The organism is Thermophilibacter gallinarum, from assembly GCF_014982725.1.
GTDB lineage: Bacteria > Actinomycetota > Coriobacteriia > Coriobacteriales > Atopobiaceae > Thermophilibacter > Thermophilibacter gallinarum.
Map to the genome: position 1 here is coordinate 793,658 of NZ_JADCJZ010000001.1, position 24,533 is coordinate 818,190.

The 24,533-nt window shown below is 69.4% G+C and carries 19 protein-coding genes, 3 tRNA genes, 1 other RNA gene and 1 pseudogene; 9 read left to right on the forward strand and 15 right to left on the reverse strand.

Annotated features, from left to right (window positions below):
- Positions 1-232: 232 nt before the first annotated feature.
- Positions 233-589, reverse strand: an RNA gene (gene rnpB / locus INF26_RS03705) — RNase P RNA component class A.
- A 111-nt stretch (positions 590-700) separates the two neighbouring features.
- Between rnpB and INF26_RS03710 the strand changes: the two genes are divergently transcribed.
- Both INF26_RS03710 and INF26_RS03715 read left to right on the forward strand, forming a co-directional pair.
- Positions 701-1,240, forward strand: coding sequence for a PTS sugar transporter subunit IIA (locus INF26_RS03710; protein WP_193529365.1), 540 nt, complete (start codon positions 701-703; stop codon positions 1,238-1,240).
- Positions 1,237-1,878 carry an IMPACT family protein gene (locus INF26_RS03715; RefSeq protein WP_193529366.1) on the forward strand — a complete coding sequence of 214 codons (642 nt, stop codon included), beginning with the start codon at positions 1,237-1,239 and terminating at the stop codon, positions 1,876-1,878. The genes INF26_RS03710 and INF26_RS03715 overlap by 4 nt, the downstream gene beginning before the upstream one ends.
- A gap of 255 nt (positions 1,879-2,133) precedes the next feature.
- Here INF26_RS03715 and INF26_RS03720 read toward each other — a convergent pair whose 3' ends face one another.
- Entirely contained in the window at positions 2,134-3,492 is a 1,359-nt protein-coding gene (locus INF26_RS03720; RefSeq protein WP_193529367.1) for a C1 family peptidase, read from the reverse strand.
- 129 nt (positions 3,493-3,621) lie between these two features.
- On the opposite strand from INF26_RS03720, the gene INF26_RS03725 reads away from it, so the two are divergent.
- From INF26_RS03725 to INF26_RS03745, 5 genes are all read left to right on the forward strand, one after another.
- Entirely contained in the window at positions 3,622-5,016 is a 1,395-nt protein-coding gene (locus INF26_RS03725; protein ID WP_193529368.1) for a CCA tRNA nucleotidyltransferase, read from the forward strand.
- Positions 5,017-5,113: 97 nt separating this feature from the next.
- Positions 5,114-5,187 (forward strand) — tRNA-Gln (locus tag INF26_RS03730).
- Positions 5,188-5,216: 29 nt separating this feature from the next.
- A tRNA-Glu gene (locus INF26_RS03735) sits at positions 5,217-5,293 on the forward strand.
- Between the two features lie 4 nt (positions 5,294-5,297).
- Positions 5,298-5,374 (forward strand) — tRNA-Glu (locus INF26_RS03740).
- A gap of 189 nt (positions 5,375-5,563) precedes the next feature.
- Positions 5,564-5,896: a hypothetical protein gene (locus INF26_RS03745; protein WP_193529369.1), complete on the forward strand. Its 333-nt coding sequence runs from the start codon at positions 5,564-5,566 to the stop codon at positions 5,894-5,896.
- Positions 5,897-6,057: 161 nt separating this feature from the next.
- Here the strand turns inward: INF26_RS03745 and INF26_RS08650 are convergent.
- From INF26_RS08650 to INF26_RS03810, 13 genes and pseudogenes are all read right to left on the reverse strand, one after another.
- Positions 6,058-6,843: pseudogene (locus tag INF26_RS08650) on the reverse strand (recombinase family protein); the annotation flags it as partial.
- 79 nt (positions 6,844-6,922) lie between these two features.
- The gene (locus INF26_RS03755; RefSeq protein ID WP_193529370.1) at positions 6,923-7,885 is read right to left on the reverse strand and encodes an Abi family protein; all 963 of its coding nucleotides are present in this window, start codon (positions 7,883-7,885) and stop codon (positions 6,923-6,925) included.
- Between the two features lie 81 nt (positions 7,886-7,966).
- Complete coding sequence (locus INF26_RS03760; protein ID WP_087226571.1) at positions 7,967-9,112, reverse strand: XRE family transcriptional regulator; 1,146 nt, start codon at positions 9,110-9,112, stop codon at positions 7,967-7,969.
- Positions 9,102-9,761 (reverse strand): hypothetical protein, encoded by a 660-nt coding sequence (locus tag INF26_RS03765; RefSeq protein ID WP_087226574.1) that lies wholly within the window; start codon positions 9,759-9,761, stop codon positions 9,102-9,104. The genes INF26_RS03760 and INF26_RS03765 overlap by 11 nt, the downstream gene beginning before the upstream one ends.
- A gap of 87 nt (positions 9,762-9,848) precedes the next feature.
- A complete protein-coding gene (locus INF26_RS03770) occupies positions 9,849-10,850 on the reverse strand; it encodes a hypothetical protein (RefSeq protein WP_087226578.1) in 1,002 nt (333 codons plus the stop codon).
- A 204-nt stretch (positions 10,851-11,054) separates the two neighbouring features.
- Positions 11,055-11,765: a hypothetical protein gene (locus tag INF26_RS03775; RefSeq protein ID WP_193529372.1), complete on the reverse strand. Its 711-nt coding sequence runs from the start codon at positions 11,763-11,765 to the stop codon at positions 11,055-11,057.
- Positions 11,766-11,816: 51 nt separating this feature from the next.
- Positions 11,817-12,197: a helix-turn-helix domain-containing protein gene (locus INF26_RS03780; protein ID WP_087226584.1), complete on the reverse strand. Its 381-nt coding sequence runs from the start codon at positions 12,195-12,197 to the stop codon at positions 11,817-11,819.
- A complete protein-coding gene (locus tag INF26_RS03785; protein WP_087226587.1) occupies positions 12,197-12,778 on the reverse strand; it encodes a hypothetical protein in 582 nt (193 codons plus the stop codon). Before INF26_RS03785 ends, INF26_RS03780 begins: the two co-directional genes overlap by 1 nt.
- A 5-nt stretch (positions 12,779-12,783) precedes the next feature.
- Entirely contained in the window at positions 12,784-13,110 is a 327-nt protein-coding gene (locus tag INF26_RS03790; RefSeq protein ID WP_087226589.1) for a helix-turn-helix transcriptional regulator, read from the reverse strand.
- 215 nt (positions 13,111-13,325) lie between these two features.
- Positions 13,326-14,930, reverse strand: a complete 1,605-nt coding sequence (gene sdaAA / locus INF26_RS03795) for an L-serine ammonia-lyase, iron-sulfur-dependent, subunit alpha (protein ID WP_193529373.1) — start codon at positions 14,928-14,930, stop codon at positions 13,326-13,328.
- A gap of 235 nt (positions 14,931-15,165) precedes the next feature.
- Positions 15,166-16,650 carry a glutamate--tRNA ligase gene (gltX, locus tag INF26_RS03800; protein ID WP_193529374.1) on the reverse strand — a complete coding sequence of 495 codons (1,485 nt, stop codon included), beginning with the start codon at positions 16,648-16,650 and terminating at the stop codon, positions 15,166-15,168.
- Positions 16,651-16,728: 78 nt separating this feature from the next.
- Positions 16,729-18,969, reverse strand: coding sequence for a YhgE/Pip domain-containing protein (locus INF26_RS03805; protein WP_193529375.1), 2,241 nt, complete (start codon positions 18,967-18,969; stop codon positions 16,729-16,731).
- Complete coding sequence (locus INF26_RS03810) at positions 18,969-21,551, reverse strand: YhgE/Pip family protein (protein WP_193529376.1); 2,583 nt, start codon at positions 21,549-21,551, stop codon at positions 18,969-18,971. Before INF26_RS03810 ends, INF26_RS03805 begins: the two co-directional genes overlap by 1 nt.
- 392 nt (positions 21,552-21,943) lie before the next feature.
- Between INF26_RS03810 and metK the strand changes: the two genes are divergently transcribed.
- Together metK and INF26_RS03820 are read left to right on the forward strand one after the other, a co-directional pair.
- Positions 21,944-23,224: a methionine adenosyltransferase gene (gene metK, locus INF26_RS03815; RefSeq protein ID WP_226371822.1), complete on the forward strand. Its 1,281-nt coding sequence runs from the start codon at positions 21,944-21,946 to the stop codon at positions 23,222-23,224.
- Between the two features lie 209 nt (positions 23,225-23,433).
- Positions 23,434-24,426: a hypothetical protein gene (locus INF26_RS03820; protein ID WP_193529377.1), complete on the forward strand. Its 993-nt coding sequence runs from the start codon at positions 23,434-23,436 to the stop codon at positions 24,424-24,426.
- The last annotated feature ends 107 nt before the right edge of the window (positions 24,427-24,533 follow it).

Here is a 24,533-nt window from a genome sequence, read left to right on the forward strand (position 1 = left end):
GTTAAAACTACCGGGTCGTCCCTCTCTGGAGCGTCGCTTCGAGGGGGACGACCCGTTGTTTCTAACCCAAGCGCCTGCGGGGAGGGGGACGACCCGTTGTTTCTAACCCAAGCGCACGCGTCAAGGGGGACGACCCGTTGTTTCTAGCCCAACCGCACGCGGGGATGGTCCAAGACCACTCTGGAAGTGGGGCGCCACGGCCCACAGGCCCAGGCCGAGATGAGCGTGGAAGGTGCGAGGTGGGCCTGTAAGCCGGGTTCTGTCGTGGGCGGCCATTTATCTACGACGGCCGTCTCCGGCCGCCTCTAGCGCGCAACCCGAGCGCGGTGCGGGCCACACCATGGCGCTCCTATTTGCGTTTGCTCCGGATGGGGCTTGCCAAGCCGCCGTGTTGCCACGACGCTGGTGGTCTCTTACACCACCGTTTCAGCTTTTCCCTTAACGGGCGCGGCCCGCCAGTGGGAGTCTTCTTTTCTGCGGCGCTTTCCGTCGGGTCACCCCGCCCGGCCGTTAGCCGGCATCCTGCCCTGTGGAGCCCGGACTTTCCTCATGGCGCGCGAACGCGCCCCGCGGTCGCCTGGCCCACCTCGCGTCTGCGATTCTACCATGAGGGCGCTGCGGGCCGGTCGCATTCGCTTGTTCTACAATACCTTTGCTTAAAAGGTTGCCGCCGCGCGCGGCGCGTGGGGGAGGGCATCGCGTGGGTCTGTTCGGCAAACTCGGATCGTCGCTTCTGGACCGCTCGAGGTCGGCGCTCGAGCCCGTGCCCGCCCCCGAGGGCCCCGGGGCCGTGTGCGCGCCCGTGGCGGGGCGCGTCGTCGCGCTCGCCGACGTGGCCGACCCCGCGTTCTCGCAGGGCATGCTGGGCGTCGGCGCGGGCGTGGCGCCCGAGGGCGACGTCGCGTACGCGCCCGTCACGGGGACGGTCGTCGCTGAGGTCAAGACGAGGCACGCGCTGCTCGTGAGGTCGGAGGAGGGCGCCGAGGTCCTGCTGCACGTGGGCCTCGACTCCGTCGCGCTGCGCGGCGAGGGGTTCCGCCAGCTCGTCCGCAAGGGCGACGCGGTCCGCGCGGGCCAGCCGGTCCTGGCCTTCGACCGCGCGCTCATGGCCGAGCGCGGCCTGGACGACACGGTCGTGGTCACCGTGACCAACCCCGGCGACTTCGCGCGCGTGGAGGCCCTCGCGGCCGCGGGCGACGAGGTCGGCGCCGGCGCGCCGCTGCTCAGGTGCGCCCGGTGACGGGGGAGGGTTATCGCACGCTGCGGGCCGGCGTCGAGGTGACCGGCGAGTTCGAGGACCGCCGCAGCCGCTTCATCGCCCAGCTCAGGCGCGTGGGGTCCGAGGCGGAGGCCGAGGCCTTCGTCGCCGAGGTCCGCGCGCGCCACCACGACGCGCGCCACAACGTCCCGGCCTGGATCCTCGCGGACGGCCGCGAGCGTTGCTCCGACGACGGCGAGCCCAGCCGCACGAGCGGCATGCCCACGCTCGAGGTGCTGCGCGGTGCGGGCCTCGCGGACGTGTGCTGCGTGGTCACGCGCTACTTCGGCGGGACGCTGCTGGGGCCGGGCGGCCTCGTGCGCGCCTACACCGCCGCCACGCAGGCCGCGGTCGCCGCGGCCGAGAGGGACGGCGCGATCGCGGAGATGACGCTCGTGTGCCCGGTGAGGGTGCAGCTGCCCTACGCGCTCTACGACCGCGTGACGCGGATGTGCGCGGACGCCGGCGGGCGCGTGACGGAGTCGCTCTTCACCGAGGACGTGCAGCTCACGTGCCTGTTCCGTGCGGGCGACGAGGAGAGGTTCTGCTCGGCCGTCTACGAGCTGGCCGGCGGCGAGGAGCTCGCCCGCGCGGGCGAGCCGCGCTTCGCGGAGTTCTGAAATCCCCCTTCTGGGAGGTTTGGGTTCACGGTTTGGGCGCGATTGCCCTGACCTCCGACAAAACCGCAGGTAACTAGTTTCAAAAACAATATCAGTGCCCTCGCGGCGCGTAAAACGAACCCAAACCGTTTTCCGGTTTGGGTTCACGTTAAGGCTCCGTGGCCGAATCAGCTAAACGCCAACAGGGCTTTTGTCGCGAGCAAGTCGTGTTTTCCAGAAATCGCGAACCCAAACCTCGTGGGAGCGATGCTGGGCCTACCGCACACGGGCGAGCGAGCCCATCGGATCCCACGGTGCGAGCACGCGCACCTCCTCGGTGTCGTAGGCGGCGCGCTCATCGTCCGTGAGGTAGCGGCGGTCCACGACGACCTGGTAGACGTACTCGTCGAACCAGGCGTCGGAGAGCGTGTCAAAGCCGTCGCGACCATGGTCCTTGCCCCAGCTGTTCTCGACCTTCCAGAGCGTGGGGTGGCCGTCGGCGGTGAGGTTCACGCCCTCGAGGACCATCGCGTGCGTCATGAGGGACTCTCCGTAGTCCAGGCGCTCCGCGCGGTTCAGGCAGCCCTCCACCGGGAAGCCAAAGAGGCCGTCCACGTCGAGCGCCGCGGTGTCCATGATGCCCTCGGCGCGCAGGTAGCTCTGGTCCACGTCGCAGCCGAACCACACGGGCAGGCCGTCTTGCAGCTGCGCCACGGCCGCCTCCTTGAGACGCTCGATCGGCAGGTTGAGGTATCGCACGCCGCCGTCCTCAACGACGTTGCCCAGGCGGCTCACGGTGTAGACGTGGCCAAAGGGCTTGTCGGCGGTGGGTGCGGAGATGAGGCTCACATAGTCGTCGACGTCCATGCCCACGGCCTCGGCGAAGAACTCCTGGGGCGTGAAGCTGCCGGAGAGCACGAGCTTGTCGTCCTTGTCGCGCAGGCGCACCTCAAAGCGCGCGGGCGGCTCGCCCAGGCAGGTAACGAGGAAGTGGTGGACGTCGCCCATCATCTCCCGCTGCATGTCGAGAAGGTCGTCGGCGCTCACGCCCGCCTCCGCGCTCTCGCGCAGACGCCGCGCGCATCCGCGCAGGTAGCGCGTCAGATACTTGTCCATCTCGCGCGTGTTGCGTGAACAGGCGGTCTCGGGCATGGCCTCCTTGGGCACGACGCCGTACTTCTTCACGAGGCTGCGGAACATGTCCCACTGGCCGCCGTCGCAGATCGGGTCGGAGAGCAGGTAGCTCACCAGGCGCCCGTCGAGCGGCTCGTCGAGGGTGTCCAGGATGTTGGCGAGGAACCAGTTGCACTTCTCGAGCTTGTCCCAGAAGAGGGGATAGGTCTGGCTGAGCTCGAAGGTCTTGAGGTTGTAGCGACGGATGATGCGATGGCGCATGGTGTTGAGGCTCGCGAACATCCAACAGCGCCCGGAGTGCTGCTGGTCGCAGCGCTCCCCCTGACGGACCTCCACGTCAAAGGTCATGGCGTTGGCTCCCACGGCCTCAGGCACGCGCGCGGCGGCGCGGATGCCGCTTGCGGTGACGGCGTTCTTGGCGACGACGTTGGCGCGATCGGCACGGAAGTCGGCGCTGGCGGCGGCGAGGTCGTCGGGGGTGACGGTGAGCTTCTCGTCCATAGGAATCCCTTCTCGCGTGACTTAACGAGCCGAGCATAGCACGGGCGCCGGGGCGGCGCTCGGGGGCGTTCCTGCTAGAATCGGGCGAGAAGGACGACGGGCAGAGAAGGACGCGGGGAGGTGGCTCGCATGGGTGCGGACGTCGAGGCGCGCCTGGCGCGCGAGCTGCCCGCCTACGCGCGGCGCGTCCTGGGCGCGCTCGAGGGCGCGGGCTATGAGGCCTGGGTCGTTGGCGGCTGGGTGCGCGACGCGCTTCTCGGCCGGCCGGGACATGACGTGGACGTGACCACCTCGGCGCCGTGGCAGGAGACCGCGCGCGTGCTGCGCGAGGCGGGCATGGCCGTCCACGAGACGGGGACGGACCACGGCACGGTCACCGCCGTCGCGGACGGGCGTCCCGTCGAGACGACCACCTACCGCGTCGAGGGCACCTACTCCGACCGCCGCCATCCCGACGAGGTGCGCTTTGTCACGGACGTGCGCGAGGACCTGGCGCGCCGCGACTTCACGGTGAACGCGATGGCCTTCCACCCGGAGCGCGGCCTGCTCGACCCCTTCGGCGGCGAGAAGGACCTCGCGGCGTGCGTCATCCGTGCGGTGGGGGAACCACGGCGGCGCTTCGAGGAGGACGCGCTGCGCGTGCTGAGGGCCGTGCGCTTCGCGTGCCGGCTGGACGCGGCGATCGAGCCCGCGACGCAGGCGGCGCTCGAGGCGGGCGCGTCGGGCCTGGCGGCGATCGCCCAGGAGCGCGTCGGCCAGGAGCTGGACGGCATTCTCGCCACCGGGCGCGTCGCATGGGCGCTGCGCCACGAGCTCCCCGTGCTCGCCGCCGCCGTTCCGGAGCTCGCGCCCATGGCCGGGTTCGACCAGAAGAGCCCCTACCACGCCCACGACGTGCTCGAGCACACCGCACGCGTCTGCGCGGGGGTCGAGGAGTTCGCCGGCGGCTGTCCGAGCGCGGCGCTGCGCTGGGCCGCGCTCCTGCACGACGTGGCCAAGCCCGTGTGCTGGAGCGAGGACGTCTCGGGGCGCGGGCACTTCTTCGGGCACCCGGGGGAGGGCGCGCGGGTGACGCGCCGCGTGATGGGCCGCCTGGCGATCCCAGGCGAGGTGACGCGCGGGGCGGCGGCGCTCGTGCTGCTGCACGACTTCGAGATCCGTGCGAGCGCGCCGTCCATGCGGCGGATGCTCTCCGAGCTGGAGGCGGCGGCGCCGGGCCAGGCGCGGCCGCTGGCCTTCGCGCTTCTCGACCTCAAGCGCGCCGACGCGGTGGCCAAGGCCCCCGCGTGCATGGGCTACGCCGTCGAGCTGGACGCCATGAGCGCGGTGCTGCGCCGCGAGCTGGCGGCCGGCGGCGTGTGGCGCGCGCGCGACCTGGCCGTGGGCGGTGCCGACGTGATCGCCGAGCGCGGCATCGAGCCGGGCCCCGGCGTGGGCATGGTGCTCGCCCAGCTCCTGGAGGCCGTGAAGGCCGGCGAGGTTCCCAACGAGCGCGAGGCCCTTCTCGCCTGGCTCAGGTGGTAGCCGCCCCCGCATAACTTCTCCAGAATTTCCGGTTGCGCGCGCGGGACGATTCCCGTATAGTACTTCCTTGCGCTGAGAGGCGCGCGAAGTGGCAAATTGGGACTTCGTCTAGTGGTAGGACAGCGGATTCTGGTTCCGTCAACGGGAGTTCGACTCTCTCAGTCCCAGCCATTTGCCGCTTGCCTCACAATCGCATATGTGGCCCGTTCGTCTAGCGGTTCAGGACGCCGCCCTCTCAAGGCGGAGATCACCGGTTCGAATCCGGTACGGGCTACCAGAACGGCCCGTTCGTCTAGCGGTTCAGGACGCCGCCCTCTCAAGGCGGAGATCACCAGTTCGAATCTGGTACGGGCTACCAAACTTGAATTCGGCGAACTGCCCCTGAGCTGGGCGTTCGCCGATTTTTTGTGCCGCGGAGACGCCCGTTTCGAGCAGATTCTCGCTCGCGCGCCACGGTATCTCCACACGTAGCACGCCGCGGTCGTCGATGGTCGCGCGGGAGGCGGCGTGGCGCAGGAGGGCGTCCGGGTCGCGCCGGCAGAGGCGCGTGCGGACCCACTCCGCCATCTCCTCGACCGTGGGGACGGCCGTGGCGGCCGCCTCGACCTCCCGCTCGAGCGCCGCGCGCTCCCCGGCGAGCTCCGCCAGGCGCCGGTCGGTCCCGGGCGGCACGACGCCCGCCTCGACGGCGCGCAGGATGTTGCGCTCGGCGCGGGAGATCTCCGCCAGGCGCCGGCGGGCGCGGCGGACGGCGGGGGAGTCCCCGTCGCTCTCCATGGCCAGGACCGCGGCCCGCGCGATCCGCTCGGAGAGGTCGCGGTCGGCGAAGGCCCGGGCGAGTGCGCTCACGGCCGCCTCCTCGACCTCGTCCTTTGGGTAGCGCCGCTCGTGGCCGCCCCCGGTGGGGACGGAGTAGTAGAGGTAGCGGCGGCCCGAGCAGCCCGTGCCGCTCGTGCCCCGGTACGGGGTCCCGGTCGCTGCGTCGAAGAGCCTCCCGCAGAGGGCGAATCGGTTCTGCTGCGGGTGGTGGTCCATGAGGGCCTGGACGGTCGAGAAGAGCTCGTCGGGGACGATGCGCGGCATCCCGCCCTCGACCCTGACGCCGTTGAAGAGGTAGACGCCCCGGTACTTCTCGTTGGTGAGCACGCCGCGCAGCGAGTTGGTGGTCCAGGGGTTGCCGCGCGTGTTGCGCGAGCCGGAGGCGTTGAGCCACTCCACGACGGACCTGCGGCCCTCACCGGCGGCGACGCGCTCGAAGGCCTCGCGGACGAGGGGAGCCTCGTCCTCGTCGACCTCGTAGCGGCCGTCGGCGCCCGTGCGGTAGCCGTAGACGCGCACGCCGTTGACGAGGCAGCCCTCGGCGTTGCCCATCATGCCGCGCAGCGTGTTCTGCGCGAGGTTGCGGGAGTAGTACTCGTTGTAGCCGTCGATGACGGCCTCGAGGATCACGCCCTCGGGCCCCTCGGGGATGGACTCCATGGCGGACTGGAGCGCCACGCCGCACTCCGCGAGGCGCTTGCGGTAGACGGCGGCGTCGAAGCGGTCGCGCGCGAAGCGGTCGAGCTTGTAGACGAGCACCGTGCCGAAGTTGCCCGAGCGCGCGTCGGCGACCATGCGCAGGAACTCCGGGCGCTCGTCGCTCGTGCCCGAGAGGGCGCGGTCGGCGTAGGTGGCCACCACGGTCAGGCCGTGGCCCGCCGCCCAGTCCGAGCACACGCGCACCTGGTCCTCGATGGACTCGTCGCGCTGCTTGTCGCTCGAGAACCGCGCGTAGATCACGCACGAGGTGCGGTCGGGCTCTGGCGTCCTTCTCTTCCTGCGTGGCATAATGTACCTGCCTTTCAAGTGTTCCCTTGGCTGGCGCTTGCCCCGTGTCGTCTGGCAGGACGCGCGGGGCGCTCTTGTGCTACCTGATTCTCAGAGGCCTCTTCCAGTCAATCGGGAACCCCATGGGCGCCAGGCTGACGCCTGGGTGTCGGCCGACGATTGCTGAGAGCTCCGTCCCTAGGTCATCCCATCGTTGAGGCCACGAGGACTCGAAGATTCTCCGGATGACCAGGAGCGTGGGGAACTGCTTGTCCCCCTTGTATGCCGAGTCGGGGCTGATCATCGTTGGTCGCGTGGTCATGACCCTGTTGAACAGCCTGCTGTGGTGGGCACAGATGTTGCGAACGTACGTCAGATGTCTGAGCCAGCTCCTGAGGATGAAGGGCTTAGCCCCAAAGTCCCTGGCGACGGCCGCTCTGACGCTCGTCCCATTCGGGTATGCGGCCGAATCCGCTAGGTTTCCGTATAGCTGCGAGACAGTCCCCATTGACATGACCTCGACGGCCGCCCATATAGGGAGATCGCCATACTTCCCCATGTTGTGGACGACGCAGGGGACGCCATCATCCAGCGCTCTGTCGCGCTCCCTCTTGAAGTTCCCCATTGACCTCGCGTGGCTCTTTGAGCTAAGGAAGTTATTCGAGTCCTCGTGGGCGAGCGGGCCGAGGGCCATCGACATATGGTAGGCAAACGATGTCCTCGCCTTCACCTCAATGGGCGCGAGCGCTCGCCAAACCCAGTCTCTCAGCTCGGCGTCGAGCAGGTAAATCTCCCAGATGTCATCAAAAGTCGTTCCCGGAATGAAAGCGCCGTCCGACTCGAGCGTGAGCCAGTACCCTCGAAGGCGGTAATAGTTGGACTCCGCGAGATGACTCAGGGCAGAGGCCTCGTCCTCAACGAGAAGGCCGCGACCCTTCATGAGGGAGAGCTGATCCCTGAGCGAAAGAGGGCTCTTCATCGGAATAAAAGACGACCCCGCCTGGTTCGCTCCGCCAGTCGGACGGGTCGCGTGCGGGGTACTGTTGGTTGCATTCTTACCCATCTCCCCATCCTTTGCAACACTTTGCAGCACGAAAACACATCTTGTGACACGTTCGCGCACGAAATGACAGCAAGCGGCACGTCAGACGAACCGGAGGTCGCCCTTCGGCCTCACCTCGACCTTCGAGGCCGCCCCGAACCCGCCGGAGGAGACGAAGCCTCGAGGGACGCCGACGACGTCCTCGAACACGTCCTCGGGCACCCCACACCTCGCCATGAGGGCCTTCACGTCGAGCAGCCCCTCCCTCACGGCGAGCGAGACGCACGTCCTGAGGAGCGTCGGGGCTTCGGGCATCCTCTCCCCGTCGTAGGGTTCGGACTTCCTCCAGCGCTTGCGGCTTATGGCGACCTGTCTGGAGGTGTACTGCGACTCGTCGAGGAGGCCGAGGTCGTACGCCCTCCTCACCATCGCCTGTATGGAGACGCCCCACGTCAGCTTGGCCATCTTGAAGTCCTCCAGCGAGAGGCCGACGAGGGAGTCCCTGAAGGGCCCCTCGGGAAGCAGCAGCGCCCCCGCGAAGCGGTGCCCCTGGGACTCGACCACCTTCCTGACGTCAGACGGGATGGACTCGATTCCCGGGATCCCGCGGTGAAGCACCATGTGGCCGAGCTCGTGGGCGACGTCGAACCTCCAGCGGAAGGCGTTCCCGAGCTCCGTGTTGACCATCGCAACGGGGCGGCTCGTCGACCCCATCCTCGAGAGGGCGTCGAGCGTCTCGACCCCGAACGGGAACATGCACACGACGACGCCGTGCGCCTCGGCGGAGGCGACGAGGTTGGCGACCGGTCCGTCACCGAGGCCCCAGGCTGCCCTGAGGTCGCTCGCGGCACGCTCGATGTCGGCGCCGGAGATCTCGTCAACCGACCCGGCGCCGATCGTCGGGACGTCGAAGCTCGGGAAGTCGAGGATGGAGTCGAGCTCCGCCACGATGGAGTCGACCATCTCCGACCTCGCGTCCTGGGCGCTCCGCGCGGACTTCGTCGCGGCGCTCATGGACCTGAAGAACACGGTGGTGCCGACGTGGCCGGTGCCGCCCATCAGCACCTCCGGGGTGGTCGAGAGCGCCTTGGCGAGCTTGCCCGCCACCTCCTCGGTGAGAGCGGCGCCGCCCCTCTCGACCTTGGAGATGGTCGACTGGGAGACCCCGGACTCGACGGAGAGCCTCTTCGCCGTCATCATGCGGGCCTCCCGGACGCGCCGCACGCTGTTCCTCGCCCTATCGGCCATCGCCCGACGCCCTCCTCTCGACGTCCCTCTTGACGGTGACGACGGGCATGTCGACTGCCGCGGGCTCGACCGTCCGGCCGCGACGGACGAGGTGGCTGAGTGATAGGTACTCGTCGGTCTCCTCTGTGATTCCGGGGAGCAGGATGCCGACGGAGGCCAGAGTCAGAGCTGATGGCCTTCCGGGCTTTGCTGCCGTCTGGTAGGTGATGATCGCGCTCGCTTGCTCTCCGGTCGGGGGCGAGGGTACGAGCTCGTCCCCGACGAGCTCGAGACGGAACTGCCCGTTCGAGTTGAAGCTGTCCTTGAACGGCGTGCTCCTGGGGCGTGTGCCCTCCACGGCGACCTTGGCCACGGTCACTCGGACGCCACTCTCCGTGGCGAGCAAGTCCTTCCAGTGGCTCCTGCCCCGGCGGCTGACCGACGCGTCGAATCCTAGCGTCTTGAGTCTGCCCTTGACGGCTATTGCCGCGAGATCCCTCGCGATGTGGGGGACGGAGTCCATGTCTCCGGCATCCTCGACCATGTACTCGACGGTGTCCGCGGTCCTGTCCTCGACGGCCCGCCTGATAGCCTCTACGAGGACAGCGAGACCCTCCTCGCCGCCAAGCGCGTCTACGACGGACTGCATGCCAGGGTTTGCTATATTCATGTATACCTCGCTAACCGAAAAGGATGATTCGATAAGAGGATAACAAATCATTGGCGCAAGCGTTAATTGAACATGAAGAAAATTTCTTCATGTTGGGCTACCGGGCGTTCCGTCACCTAGGCCGCCTCCTTCGTCGGCCTCTCCCGAGGCCTGATGGAAGAGCTCCGCCGTTCCTTCGGCTCCGCCGACCGAGCTCTCAAAGACGAGGATTATTCTGACGCCATCAGTACCCTCGTCGTAGTAGTCGCAGGCGATTCTTCCCTTGCACGGGCGATCAATGTTCTCGGAGATTGTCCGGTATGCCTTCGCGTTCCTTGCGGAAACCTCATAGAGCCCTGTTTTCCCGTTCCGGATGAGAATGTGCGGCTTCGCCTGGGATCCCTCTCTGGTTGGAAGGACCTCGAAGGTGGGCGAGAAGTACGCGCTCCTTTTCGGCCAGTCGCCGCCAAGCCACCTTTCGCGCGTGGGATATAGGGTGGCCATGAGAGACTCGTCGGTCACCTCGATGCCAGCCCTTCCGGATATGGTCCGAAGTCTATTCGCCTCTCTCCTCTCGTCAACGGCCGCCAGGAGATTCGCCTCGTTAATCGGGATGAGGGCAGACGTCTTCGACTGTTGGTCCCACCACTCTCTCAGCGCTCTCGTGTCGATTGTCATGGCAGCAAGCTCGGGTATTCCGGCGGAATACATTCCAACCTTCTTGACCTTGAGGCGGAGCCTGAACCCTGCTGCGACGACCTCCTTGAGGTAATCAAGGCCACTTCCGAGCGACCCGAACACCCTTCCGTTGTACGAGACGGCGGTGGTTCCCCACTCGACAGTGTCGATGGTTGTTCCGGTCGACCGGCTGTGAAGCTCCACATCATGGTCTACGACGTCGACGTAGAACTCGTCGCCCGTCTTGATTCCCTTGAAGACGACTCCGAGGTAAGTGAATATCTTCGTTTGGCAATTGCCATCGATATTAATCTCCTCGCGAACGGGTCGGCGAGGGGAGGGAATTGGACGGCTCTCGGTCGTGCATGCCTGGGAGCGACCCTTCCCCTTGCCTCTGTTTGATCCGAACAGCCAGCTGAGGAATCCCATCACGCGCTCATTCCTTCCGTATCAGCTCCACGTTCGGCAGCCTCTCCCGAGGCCAGCGCGGCGTTGCGCGCGGCGACGACGAGGGAGTGGCGGTTCTCCGCCGTGGAGGCGTCGTGGCATTCGACCGCCTTGTCTAGGGATTTGCCTAGAGCTTCCATCACAGGCCTTCCGTTGCGAGAAGCACGAGGACGATGCCCCCTTGTTCCCCTATTCCTGATACTCGGCCAGGGCGTAGTAGTCGGCCGTCGCGAAGTCTGCCGCCTGGGTGAAGTGGACCTCGAAAGAGCCGGACCCGCCTGCCGCAACGCCGTCTGACCACCCAAAGGCGGCGTCAACGCCGTTTCCGTCGCCGTCGCGCAGGATCGCGACTACCTGCACGTCCGCGGCGTTCGAGAACCCGTTCGAGACCATACCAGAGGCAGAGACGCCCAGGACCTCGTCGGAGGTCTCCGACGTGCTCGTGACTTCGAACGTGGGGACGTCACCCTCCCACTCGAAGAAATCTCCCTCCTCGGGAGCAATTGCGCGCGCCTCTATGCGGGCTATCGAACCCTCTCCGACGTCGAAGATGGACGCGACGGCGAAGGTTTGACCCGGCACCGCCGTGAGGTTCGTGTGCAGCGTGAGCGGCTGTGTGTCGGAGCCAATGACGGCGTCGTCGGAGTCGAAGGCCGTGATCTCGATCTGCGGCATCTCGACTGCGTAGGCGTCGCTAGTGTTGCGGGCCACTGCCCATGCAGTCGCGAACCCCATGTGTGGAGAGGAGAAGCCGCTCTCGGTCACCTCGACGGACGGGGCTCCGGGCTCATTCTTACCCTGGTCGCCCGTCGTCTGGCCGTCCTGTTCCGAGCATCCGACCAGCCCGAGCGCTCCCAGGCCGACCGCGGCGACGAGAGACCTGCGTGTGATGTTTGACATGGCATCCACCTTCCTTTGTTCCCGGTGATGAAAGAGCGTCTTCGCGCTTACCTACACCGCCTCCGTATCAGCTCCACGTTCGGCAGCCTCTCCCGAGGCCAGCGCGGCGTTGCGCGCCGCGACCACGAGGGAGTGGCGGTTCTCGGCCGTGGAGGCGTCGTAGCACCTCACGAGCTCCTCGCGCATGGGGTCGGCGGGCGCCGACGCGCCCTCGGGGGGCCACTGGCGGCCGGCGAGCTCGTCCAGGGAGCAGCCGAGAAGGTCGGCGAACTCCCAGGCTTTCTCGAGCGTGAAGTTCGCCTTTCCCTGCTCATAGTTTGTGTATGTGTAGGCGTTCATTCCGATCTTCTCGGCAAACGCTGTTGCACTTCTGAATCCAGCCTTTTTTCGTAGCGCTTGGAGCGTCGAGTAGCCCCTGTCCAGAGTTGCCATCACAGGCCTCCCGTCGCGAGGCCGAGAAGGAACTCCAGCACCTTGACAATGAGGCCGGGGGTGGCCTTCTCCACGCCCTCCATGAGCTTGGAGCCGATGCGGGAGAAGAGTCCTCTGTCGCCCCTTGCCGCCGCCCCCTTTGCCTGGGCCAGGAGCTCCTGGAGCTCTGACTTCTGCGCGTCCGTCAGTCCGGGTTCCGCGTCGACCGCCTCGGACACCTGGGAAATCGTGACGCTTACGACGGCGGACGCCTCGGACCTGCTGTTCCCGACGTCGCTGAGGATGACGGTGGCTCCCCTCGCTGCAGCGTTCAGCTTGGCCACCTCAAGCTCGTGCTCCCTCCTGTCGCGCAGCGCCCGCATCTTCGCGACCAGAACCTCGACGTCTCTGCGCGCGTCGCCGTCGGTGTACGCGGGCATTCCGTTGACTGTGGCGCGATAGAGCGCGAGGCCGTGCTTGTAGGTTGGGACGTCATCAGCTATCGCTCCGCAGAATAATTTTACGAGGGCCTTGGCGCTGCCCTCCTCCTCGCCGGAGAGAAAGCGCTCCCCCTCCTCGATGTACTCGTCGATAAGCGACATCTACGCTACCTCGCCCCCTCCGCTGTAGGAAGATCACGTTCGGCCACATCCTGGCTCATGCCCGCGAAGTCGCGGGCTGTGTCGAGGAGGCGGTCCTGGAGCTCGGCATCGCGCGGGTCGCGGAACTCGGAGGGGCCGAGCACCGGCATGCCCGCGATCTCGTCTATTGAGCAGTCGAGAAAGACGGCGCAATTGTAGGCCTGCTCGAGGGACATCATCGCCCCGCCGCGCTCCCAAGGGCCATAGGTTAGCACTTTCACATCAAGCCTTTTCGCAATCTCCGCCTGTTTGAGGCCTGCACGCTTCCTCATCTCCTGGAGGTGTATTTCCATCGATGCCTCCTTTCTTATGACGCAGATATTGCATCCAAAATGGAGGTCTCAACGAGATTGTCGGCGTTCAGAATCGACGTCTTCGGGTGCCGACCCTTTTCCGTTACTGCCTTTAAGCAGGCTATCAGTTTTGGCGCAATATTGGCATGATTTCTCGGTTGCGAACAGTAAAAGCGACTGTCTGCGCGGGGAATCGAGAAAGTCGTCACTGCCCGCTACGCGCAGCCGCGGCAGCCGGCGCAGGCCGCGCGGGCCGCGGGCGTGGCGGCAAGGCCGCCGCGCGCCGTCTCGCGCAGGCGCGAGGGCAGGGCGTGGCCGACCTCGGCCATCGCGGCCACGACCTCGTCGAAGGGCACGAGCCAGCGCACGCCGGAGAGCGAGAGCTGCGCCGCGGAGAACGCCGCCGCCACGCCGATCGCGTTTCTCGCCTGGCAGGGGACCTCCACGAGGCCGCCCACCGGGTCGCAGACGAGTCCCAGCAGGTTGGATATCGCCAGCGACGCCGCCGTCAGCGCCTGCTCGGGCGAGCCGCCGAGAAGCTCCACGAGCGCCGCCGCAGCCATCGCCGCCGCCGAGCCCACCTCGGCCTGGCAGCCGCCCTCGGCCCCGGCCACGCACGCGTGCGTCTGGATGTTGAGGCCCACGGCGGCCGCGCACCACAGCGCCGACGCCACGTCCTTCTCGCCCGCGCCCACCGCGTCGGCCACGGCGAGCACGCAGCCGGGGACTACGCCGGCCGAGCCCGCCGTCGGCGCCGCCACGATCACGCCCATCGCCGCGGAGCGCTCGAGCACGGCCATCGCACGGGCCACGGCGTCGGTCTGAACTGTGCCCATGAGCGCGCCCGCCCAGCGCTCGGCGCCCGCGCTCACCAGCTGTGCCTCGCCGCCGATGAAGCCGCCGAGCGAGCAGGCGGGGCAGGAGAGCGGCGCGCTCGTCTCCGCGCGCATGACGTCGATCACGCGCCTCATGGCGGCCTCGGCGCGCTCCGCCCCCGTGAGGCCCCGCTCGCGCAGCCCCATGACGCCGCCGACGGAGAGCCCGCGCTCGGCGCATGCCTCCAGCAGCTGCCTGCCGTCGTCGAAGAGCTCCTCGGCGGTGACGCCGGGCGCCGTCGCCGAGGCGGAGCCGGGGACCATGATGAACGTGGCAAAGCTCACGTCGCGCAGCGCGCGCACCCGGGGCAGGACCGCCCCGGCGGGCGCCCCGTCCGTCTCAAAGACCGAGTACGCGCGGCCTCCCTGCTCGGTGCGGTAGGTGCGACAGAAGGCGATGTTCACCTCGGCGTCCGCCAGCAGGCGCGTGAGGGAGGCGAGAAGCCCCGGGGCGTCCCGGTGCGCCACGAAGAGCGTCGCGTAGGCGCCGGTGATGTCCACGCCCACGCCGTTGACGCGGCTGATCCGGACGCGCCCGCCGCCGAGGCTCTCGCCGCGGACCTGGCAGCGCGTGCCGTCCTCGCACTCCATGTCGATGTCGACGGTGTTGGGGTGGACGGAGGTGTCGTCGGGCGCCACGTCGAAGGCGACCTCGAGGCCGGTCACGCGTGCCAGCTCGAACGCGTCGCGGATGCGCTCGTCGTCGGTGTCCAGCCCGAGGATGCCCGCCACGAGCGCCCGGTCGGTGCCGTGTCCCCGGTGGGTGTGAGCGAAGGAGTTCCACAGCGTGAAGCGCACGCGTGCGACGGGGCTCGCCACGAGCGAGGCTGCCACGCGGGCGCAGCGCAGGGCGCCGGCGGTGTGCGAGGAGGACGGGCCCACCATGACGGGTCCGAGCACCTCGAACGCCGAGGTCGTGGCAAGGGTCTGTGGCGTGGGCGCCATGGGTCTCCTTAGGGTGGCGGTGGTTCGGGCCGCGCTGCGGTCGCATGTCGAAAGTTGCAGTTTTAGGCAGTTTTTGAAGCTCATGCGAAGTATCGAGCTATCGACCAAATCTCTGAGCTGCGGGTTTCTTGGCTCGAGAGGCCGGGATACTGTGCCCCTCGGCCAAAATCTGCCTAAAACGGTGAAACGCGGGACCGAGGACCCGCCAGGGCGCGGGCCTTGGCGGGTCGCATGCCTACCCGGCGAGCAGCCGGGCGCGCTCGATGCGCGGGAGGCAGTCCGCGCGCCCCACGAGCGCCATCGTCTCACCGAGGGGAGGGCTCACCAGGTTGCCGCAGACGGCGACGCGCACCGCCTGGAACACGAGGCGCTTCTTCACGTCCAGCCGCTCGGGCAGCGCCTCGAGCGCGGCGTCGATGGCCTCCGGCGTCCAGTCTTCGGCGTCCAGTGCGTCGAGGGCCGCGTGCGCGGCGTCGAGCACCGCGCCCATGCCCTCCCGGGCGAGGCCCTTGGCCACGCTCTTCTCGTCGTAGACGAGCGTGTCGGCGGTGGCAAAGACCGGTGCCGTCACCGTGACCACGTCCGCCGGGAACTTGGTGCGCGGCCGCACGATGGCGACGAGCGCGCCCATCCAGTCCTCGTCGAACTCGGCCCTCTCGCCGATGACCCCGGCGCGGACGAGCTCCGGCAGCATGATCTGGTCCGCGAACTCCTGGTCGCTCATCGAGCGGATGTACTCGGCCTGGATCCAGTCGAGCTTCTTGGGGTCGAAGGTCGCCGGGTTCTTGGAGACGTGCTCGAGCGAGAACTGCGAGGCCAGCACGTCGCGCGGGATGATCGTGGTCTCGCCGTCGAGCGACCAGCCGAGAAGCGCCAGGTAGTTGACAAAGGCGTCGGAGAGGTAGCCCGCGTCGCGGTACTCCTCCACGTTGGTGGCGCCGTGGCGCTTGGAGAGCTTCTTGCCGTCCGCGCCCAGGATCATGGAGATGTGCGCGAAGGTGGGCACCGGCGCGCCCAGGGCCTCGTAGACGATGACCTGGCGCGGGGTGTTGGAGAGGTGGTCGTCGCCGCGGATGACGTGGGTGATGCCCATCGCGGCGTCGTCCACGACGGTGGCAAAGTTGTAGGTCGGCGTGCCGTCGGTGCGCTGGATGACAAAGTCGTCGAGCTCGCGCGCCGCAAAGCTCACCTCGCCGTGGACGGCGTCGCGCACGACGACGTCGCCGCGGTCCTCGGGCACCTTGATGCGCAGGACGTAGGGCTCGCCGGCGTCGATGCGGCGCTGTGCCTCCTCGCGGGAGAGGTCGCGGCAGCGGCGCTGGTAGCCCTGGAACGGGTCCTTGCGGGCCTGCGCCTCGGCGCGGTCGGCCGCCAGCTGCTCGGGCGTGCAGAAGCACGGGTACGCCTTGCCCTCGTCCCACAGGCGCTGGGCGGCGGCGCGGTACATCTCGGCGCGCTCGGTCTGGAAGTAGGGGCCAAAGTCGCCGCCCACCTCGGGACCCTCGTCCCAGTCGAGCCCCAGCCAGCGCATGGCGCGCAGGATGATCTGGGTGTTCTCCTCGGTCGAGCGCTCCGGGTCGGTGTCGTCGATGCGCAGGATGAAGGTGCCGTGGTTGGCGCGGGCAAACGCCCAGTTGTAGATCGCGGTGCGCGCGCCGCCCACATGGAGCTTGCCGGTGGGGGAGGGCGCAAAGCGCACGCGAACGGGGGTCTCGGACATGGCGTTCCTCTCGATGGTGCTTCTCGTCACATACGCAATCAGTATACCGCGCGGGCGAGAAGGACGAGGGCCCGCGGCTCACATGAGGCGCGTGTCCTCGAGGCGCCGCTCGAACCACGCGCCGAGGCGGATGACCGGCCGGCGCACCACGAGCCCCAGCACGAGCGCCGGCACCAGGTAGGCGAGAAGGACCGCGAGCTCGCGCCAGTAGTCGAGCCCGTAGAGGCCGAACATCGCCGCGCGCAGGGCGCCCTCGCTGTGCACGAACGGCAGCCACTGGTAGAGCGCCTGGAACGCCGGCGGCAGCATCTGCGGCGGGAAGGTCCCGCCGGAGCCGGCCACCTGGACCACCATGAGGACCACGGCCACGGCCTTGCCCACGTCGCCGAAGGACGCCGTGAGCGAGAAGATCAGGTTCACGTAGACGAGCGACGACGCGACGCACGCCAGCGCGAAGAGCGCCGGGTGCGCGCACTGGACGCCGAGAAACGCGAGGTCGCCGCCGGCGATGAGCGCGGCCTGCGCCACGCCCACCGCGCAGAAGAGCGCGAGGCGCCCGAGGTAGGCCTCCGCGTGCGAGCAGCCGGTCTCGGCGAGCGCGGCCGCCGACGGCGTGGCGCGCACGAGCGCGGCGAGCACCACGCCGCCGATCCAGGTCGCGAGCGTCGTGTAGAACGGCGCCATGGCCGAGCCGTTGTTCTCGACCGGGTAGACCGCGGTGCGCTCCACGCTCACCGGGGAGGCGACGAAGTCGGCGAGCGCCCCGGTCCCCGAGCCCAGGGCGGCCCTGACCTGCTCGAGGTCGTCGGAGGCGAGCGCCGAGCGCAGGTGCGCGTGGAGCGCGTCGAGGCCGTCCGCCGCCGCGTCGAGCCGCTCCGCCGTGTCGTCGAGCGCACCACGCGCCCGCCCGAGCGCGTCTCCGGCGCCCGACGAGGCGCCCTCGGCCGCGGAGAGCGCGGCGGCGAGGTCGTCCCGGAGGGAGTCGGCGCCCTCGGCCGCGTCGCCCACCCGGTCGGCCAGGCCCTGGAGGGCCCCGCGCACGTCCTCGTCGTAGCCGTCCCGCGCGTCGCGTATCGCCGAGCGCGCGTCGGCGAGAAGCCCGGCGAGCTCCTCGCGCGCCGCCTCGGCGTCCTTCGCGCCGCTCGCCAGGTCCGCGGCCGTGCGCCCGACGCCGTCGGAGAGGTCTCGGAGCTCCGCGGCCACGTCGCCGGCCGTCTCGGCGAGCCCCGACACGACGGCGCGGATCGCGGCCACGCGCTCGGCGCCCGCGCTGCCCGCGCCGAGGCTGCCCTGGAGGTCGGCCAGAAGGCCGTCCGCCTGATCGAGCGAGGCCTGCAGCCCCTCGAGGGACGCGGCCTGGTCGTCGAGCGCCGTGCGGGCGTCGGCGAGGGCGCCCTGGAGGCGGTCCTGCTGCGCGCCCGCGGCGTCGAGGGCGCCGTCGATCGCGTCGCCCACCTCGTCCAGGCTCCCCTCGGCCGAGGAGAGCGCGTCGCCCACGGACGCGGCCGCGTCGTCGGCCGCCGTGCCGACCCCCTCGAGGCCCGACGCCGTCTCGCGCAGGGTGTCGCCCGCGCCCTCGACCGGCGAGAGCGCCGCGGAGGCCGTCTCGGCGCCGCCCGTGACCAGTCCCTCCGTCGCGGAGAGGAGCCCGGACAGCTCGCGCGCGTCCCCCGCGGAGCCGCGCAGCGCCTCGGACGACCTCGCGACCGCCGCGTCGAGGCGCGCCGCCACGCTCCGGGCGCCGTCGCCGTCGAGCGCCCGCCCCAGCTCCTCGAGCGCGCCCGCCCCCACCGTCGTGACGGCTCGCGCGAAGCCGCGGTCGATGTCGGCGCGCACGGCGTCCTCCGCCTTGCCGGTCACGATGGAGGCGATCGCGTTGGCCTTCTCGTTCTGGTAGAAGCGCACCCGCGGCCGCTCGGGCGCGCCGGAGAGCATCGTCATGAGCCCGCGCGAGAAGTCCTCGGGCAGCACGACGGCCGCGTAGTACTCGCCGGAGCGCACGCCCGCGACGGCGTCCTCGGGGGAGGTCGCCACGTAGTCGATCGTCTCGGAGGCGCGCAGCTCGGAGACCACGCGCTCGCCGAGGTTCACGCTCACGGGCAGAAGCTCTCCCGCGTAGCCCGCGTCCTCGCTCGCCACGGCCACGCGGACGTTGCCCGTGCTGCCGTAGGGGTCCCAGCTGCCGGCGATGTTGAACCAGGCGTAGAACGAGGGGACCGCCACCATGCCCACGACCACCACGACCGCGACCAGCCCGGTCCGCAGCCGCCGCGCGTCGCGGCGCGCGAACGCGAGGACCCTGCCCAGGGAGGCGCGCATCACCGCTCACCGCCCTTCTCGCCCAGCGCCGCATCCACGAGCTCGCGGCGCCCCATCCGACCGAGCTCGCCCCGCTCGCGCAGGCGCTCCCGCAGGTAGGCAAGACCGACCAGGTAGCAGCAGGTGACGGCGAGCGAGGCCGCCCACGCGGCGAGAAGGACGAGGCGGGCCCCGGGCAGCGCGGCGCCGAGGGCGAGCGCGCAGGCTGGCGCCACGACGAGCGCCGCGAGGCCGCGCCGCACCCGCGCAGGGTAGAGCCGCTCGAAGCGCCGCTCGCGCTCGAGCAGGGCGTCGCGCGTCGCCGCAGACTCGCCGAGCGCGCGCAGGACCGCCCCGAGCCGCCCGTCCCTCTCGCCCGTGCGCTCGGTGACGAGCAGGTCCGTGCGGGCGAGCTCGCGGTCGAAGAAGGCGTCGACGTCGAGCAGCCGCGGCCGCGCGAGCGTGGCCAGTGCGAGCGCCGGCAGCGCGAAGGCGAGAAGGACGAGCAGGTCGCGGACGTAGTTGCCGTCGTAGAAGCCGCCGACGGCCTCGCGCATGGCGTTGATGCCGTAGGTGAAGGGGAGCCAGGGGCCCAGGGCCTGGAAGAAGGCCGGCTGCATCTGGATGGGGTAGAGCCCGGAGGCCCCGGGTATCTGCAGGACCACGAGCAGCACCGCGAGCGCCTTGCCCACGTGCTTGAGCGTTGCCGCGAGGGCGTAGATCACGAGGACGTAGACGAGCGAGGCGACCATGCCCGCGAGCACGTACGCCGCCGGGGAGACGCTCTGCACGCCGAGCGCAAGGTCACCGACGCAGCAGACCACGGCCTGGATCTGGCCGAGAAGGGCGAGCAGCAGCCAGCGCCCCCAGAACGCCTGGGTCGCGGTGACGGGGGCCGCGCCGCCGGGCAGGCCTTCGCGGTCGACCTCGAGCTTGTAGACGGCCACGAGGACGAACCCGCCGACCCACAAGGCGAGGTTGGTGTAGAAGGGCGCCACGCCCGACCCGTAGTTGGCGACCGGGTAGACGGCCTCGGTGACCAGGTCGACGGGGGAGGCGAGGGCCGCCCCGGTCTCGGCGGGGTCGAGCTCGAGGACGTCAGCGACGAGCGCGGGGTCCGCGGCGCCCCGCAGCGCGGCGAGGTCGTCGGCGAGGGCGCCGGCGTCGGCGGAGGCGTCCCGCAGCGTGGCCGCGCCGTCCTCGAGCGTCGAGGAGGCACTTTCGAGGACGGCGTCGAGCTGGTCGAGCGTCCCCTGGGCCTGGCCGATCAGGGCCGGCAGCGCGTCGGCGCCGCCCGCGAGTCGCCCGCCCGCGTCCCCGAGCGCGTCGAGCGCGGCCGCGAGCTCAGGGGAGACGTCCTGCGCGAGGTCCGCCCGGAGCCCGGAGAGGGCGTCGGCGCCCGTCTGCGCGGCGTCGGCCACCGACCCCGCGAACCCCTCCATGCCCTCGGCGCCCACCGCGACCTCCTGGGAGACGGCGCGCATCCCGGCCGCCTGGGCGTCCTGGGAGTCCGCGAGCTCGTCGAGCGCGCGGACCTGCTCGTCGAGCGCGGCGACGGCGGCGTCGCGGGCCGCGGCCTGCGAACCGCTCAGGGGCAGCGCCGCGAGCGCGTCGCGGGCCCGCCCGAGCGCCGAGCCGACGGTGCGCAGCGTGCCCCCGGCCGCCTCGACCTCCGAAGCGGCGGCGTCGAGCTTGCCCCGCGCCCAGCCCACGTCCCCGGCGACGAGCCCCACGTCGTGGCTCGCCTGCGACGCGAGCGCGGAGAGGGTCGAGGCGCCCGTCCCCAAATCCGCCGAGAGGTCACGGGCGAAGCTGCGTATCCTCGCGCGCGTGTCGCCGAGCGTGCCGAGCGCACCGTCGAGGTCCCGTGCGAGGGAGCGGGCGCCGCCGGACGCGTCGTCGAGGGCGTCGCGCGTGCGCTCCACGGCGGCGCGCCCCTGCGCGACGGCCCCGCGCGCGGCGTCGAACGCGTCGGCCGTCTCGGAGAGGTCCCCCTCGGCGCCGCGCAGAATGGAAAGCGCGTCGCCGGCCGTCTCGTCGGCGGTGTCCGTCGCCCCGCCCACGGCCGCCTGCACCCGCCCGGCGACCGCCTCGCCCGCGACGCGCACGAACTCCGAGGAGACCTGGTCCTCGAGGGTCGTCGCACCCGTGTCGGTGACCTTGGGCGCGACGGCGTTGGCCTTCTCGTTCACGTAGTAGGAGACGCGCGCCGGCCGCGCGTGCCCGCTGACGGCGCCCGCGAGCGTCTCGGTGAAGTCTCGCGGGATGACGAACGCGGCGTAGTAGCGCCCCGAGCGCACGCCCTCGAGCGCCGTCGCCTCGTCGACGAAGGTCCAGCCCAGCTGGTGGTTCTGCTCCAGGCGCTCGCGGATCAGCGCGCCGGCGTCGACGGGGCCGAGCCCGGGCACGTCCGACCCGGTGTCCTCGACCGCCACGGCGACGGGCACCGTGGCGGTGTTCTCGTACGGGTCCCAGTTGGCGAGGACGTTGAGCCAGGCGTAGGCCGACGGTATCAGGCAGACGCCCAGCGTGACGAGAAGCGCCACGGGGCTCCTGAGCAGGCGCTTGAGGTCGCGGGTGAGTATGGCAAGCGAGACGCGCACGGTATCCCCTCTCATGCGGTTGCACGTGAGGGGGCTTCTTCCCGTCGCCGGCGCCCGCCGCGGGCCCGCCGTCCTTCTCGCCCGCGAATCCACCGTCGCGGCACAAGGCTGCTCTCTACCTGAAATGCGTTCGGTAACGGAATCGGGCCCGAAAGCGTTACCAATCGCAAAGCGGCCCGGCCCACACTGCGATTGGTAACGAAATCCGGGCGAAAAGCGTTACCAATCGCAAAGCAGGCGTCGCGCCGCCGGCCGCCGCGCCGCCGGCCGGGACGGGCGCGCGGAATTGTGGCGAGACGGCGCAGTCGGGTCCGCCGCCGCGCCGCGCGGGTATCATGTACGGGCCAGCCGGCGGAATGGTAACGGCCGCCGGGATCGTAGAAAGGACACACATGACCACCACCTCTCGTTCCATCGCACCGCGCAGCTACCTCTTCACCTCCGAGAGCGTCACCGAGGGCCACCCCGACAAGATCTGCGACCAGGTCTCCGACGCCATCCTCGACGCCCTTCTCGCCAAGGAGGCCCAGCTCCAGGCCGAGGGCTACGTCGCCCCGAGCGGCACCCCCGCCAACGTGGACAACGTCCGCTGCGCGTGCGAGACCTTCGTGACGACGGGCACCGTGGTGGTCGCCGGCGAGGTGCGCACCGAGGCCTACCTCGACGTCCAGACGATCGCGCGCGACGTGATCCGCCGCATCGGCTACGACCGCGCCAAGTACGGCTTTGACTGCGAGACCTGCGGCGTCATCAACATGATCCACGAGCAGAGCCCGGACATCGCGGCCGGCGTGGACGAGTCCTTCGACGCGCAGGCCGGTCGCACCACCGACCCGATCGACCTCGTGGGCGCGGGCGACCAGGGCATGATGTTCGGCTACGCCACGGACGAGACGGACGTCTACATGCCCATGCCGCATTACCTGGCCTCCCGCATGGCCGAGCGCCTGTCCGCCGTGCGCAAGGACGGCACGGTGCCGTACCTGCGCCCGGACGGCAAGACCCAGGTGACGGTGCGCTACGAGGACGACAAGCCCGTGGAGGTCACGGCCGTGGTGGTCTCCACGCAGCACGACGCCGCCATCGCGAGCATGGACACCGTGCGCGAGGACATGGTGGAGCACGTGATCGCGCCGGTGCTGGACGCCGCGGGCATCGCATGGGACAACGCCACGATCTATGTGAACCCCACCGGGCGCTTCGTGGTGGGCGGCCCCATGGGCGACACCGGCCTCACCGGCCGCAAGATCATCGTCGACACCTACGGCGGCATGGGTCGCCACGGCGGCGGCGCCTTCTCCGGCAAGGACTGCACCAAGGTCGACCGCTCCGCCGCCTACGCCGCGCGCTGGGTGGCCAAGAACGTGGTGGCCGCGGGCCTCGCGCACCGCTGCGAGGTGCAGCTGGCCTACGCGATCGGCGTCTCCCACCCGCTCTCGGTCATGGTGGACACCTTCGGGACCGGCACGGTGGACGACGCGGTCGTCGAGAAGGCCGTCGAGCGGGTCTTTGACCTGCGTCCGGGCGCGATCATCCGCGACCTGGGGCTGCGCCGCCCGATCTTCGAGAAGACCGCCGCGTACGGCCACTTCGGCCGCGAGCTGCCCGAGTTCACCTGGGAGCGCTGCGACCGCGTGGACGAGCTCCGCGCCGCCGTGGAGGCGCTCGCGTAGGCAGCCCTTCCAGCTTCAATTCGATTGCATTCTGGCGCGGCCCCTTTGGGGCTGCGCCCTTTTCCTGACGTGGGAGCGTTCGACGCTTTACCGGCATAAATGTCGCTCTCTCTTCGCCTCTCGCGGCGAGGAGAGAGCGCTTCGCAACGTATATCATGGTGGCCGTGAAGGGCAGTTCGAGGCCGGCGTCTCACGAGGAGGGAGCGAACATGAGCGAGACCCAGCTGAGGGAGCCTATTCCGGGCAGTCTCGAGGAGGACGGGTTCCCCATTGAGGGCGAGATTGTAGTTGAGGGAGCCGCTGATCCGGTCCTCGCCTTTGTGGAACGCTTTCGGGTTCCGATTTGCGTCCTTCTCGTCTTGGCTGCGTTCGGCTCGTTCTTTCTGGCGCGACCGCACTTCTCGGACCCGCAGACCTACACGAGCATCACGCAGACCATCGACGAGAAGAAGGCCAACGTCACGGCTATGATTGCGAGTTCGACGGCACTCTCTGCCGGTATCTCCGCTCTGCCTGACGACACGGGCTCCGCGCTCTCCGACAAGCTCATGGATATGAGCGCGTCGCTCGGCATCGTGCTCGGCGTGCTCTATCTTGAGAAGTACCTGCTTACGGTCTTTGGCGTCGTGACCTTCGGCGGGCTGATTCCCATAGCGGCCCTGCTCGCGGTCTGCGCCGTAGTGCTCAGACGTTCAGTCTTCGCAGCTGGGTTTGCCAACTTTGCTATCCGCCTGACCGTGGTCGGCATTGTCCTGGTCCTAATCGTCCCCGCGAGCGTTGCCGTGACCGACATGTTCGACCAGACCTATCAGCTCTCGATTGAGGCGCAGCAGGCAGAGGCCGCTGCGGAGGCAGCGGCCGAGGCGGAGGCCAGATCCGAGGAGGGCTTCGATATCGTAGACTTCATCGTGAACATCCCGAGCAACGTCGCTGACGGAGTCACGGGTGCCATTGAGGGCTTCACTCAGCAGGTGAACAACCTCATCGAGCAGTTTGCACTCATGATTGTGACCTCATGTGTCATTCCGATCCTAGTGCTCCTGGCGTTTTTCCTGGGGGCAAAGATGCTGCTGGGCATCAACGTCTCGGTGCCGATGGGCGCGATGGCCGCGCGGGGCAAGCGCCTATCGAGCGGGTGGGGGAGCGCTGCCCGCTCGGCCAAGGACGGCATACGCGAGGCTGTCAAGAAGCGTCGGAACTGAAGCTCTTTGCGTTGTGAACTCGGCGCCGCCGCGACGCCCCGTCCTTCTCGGCCTTTTGTCTCCAACCCCCGCTCGTGAATTCACGAGCGGGGGTTTCTGCACGCTAA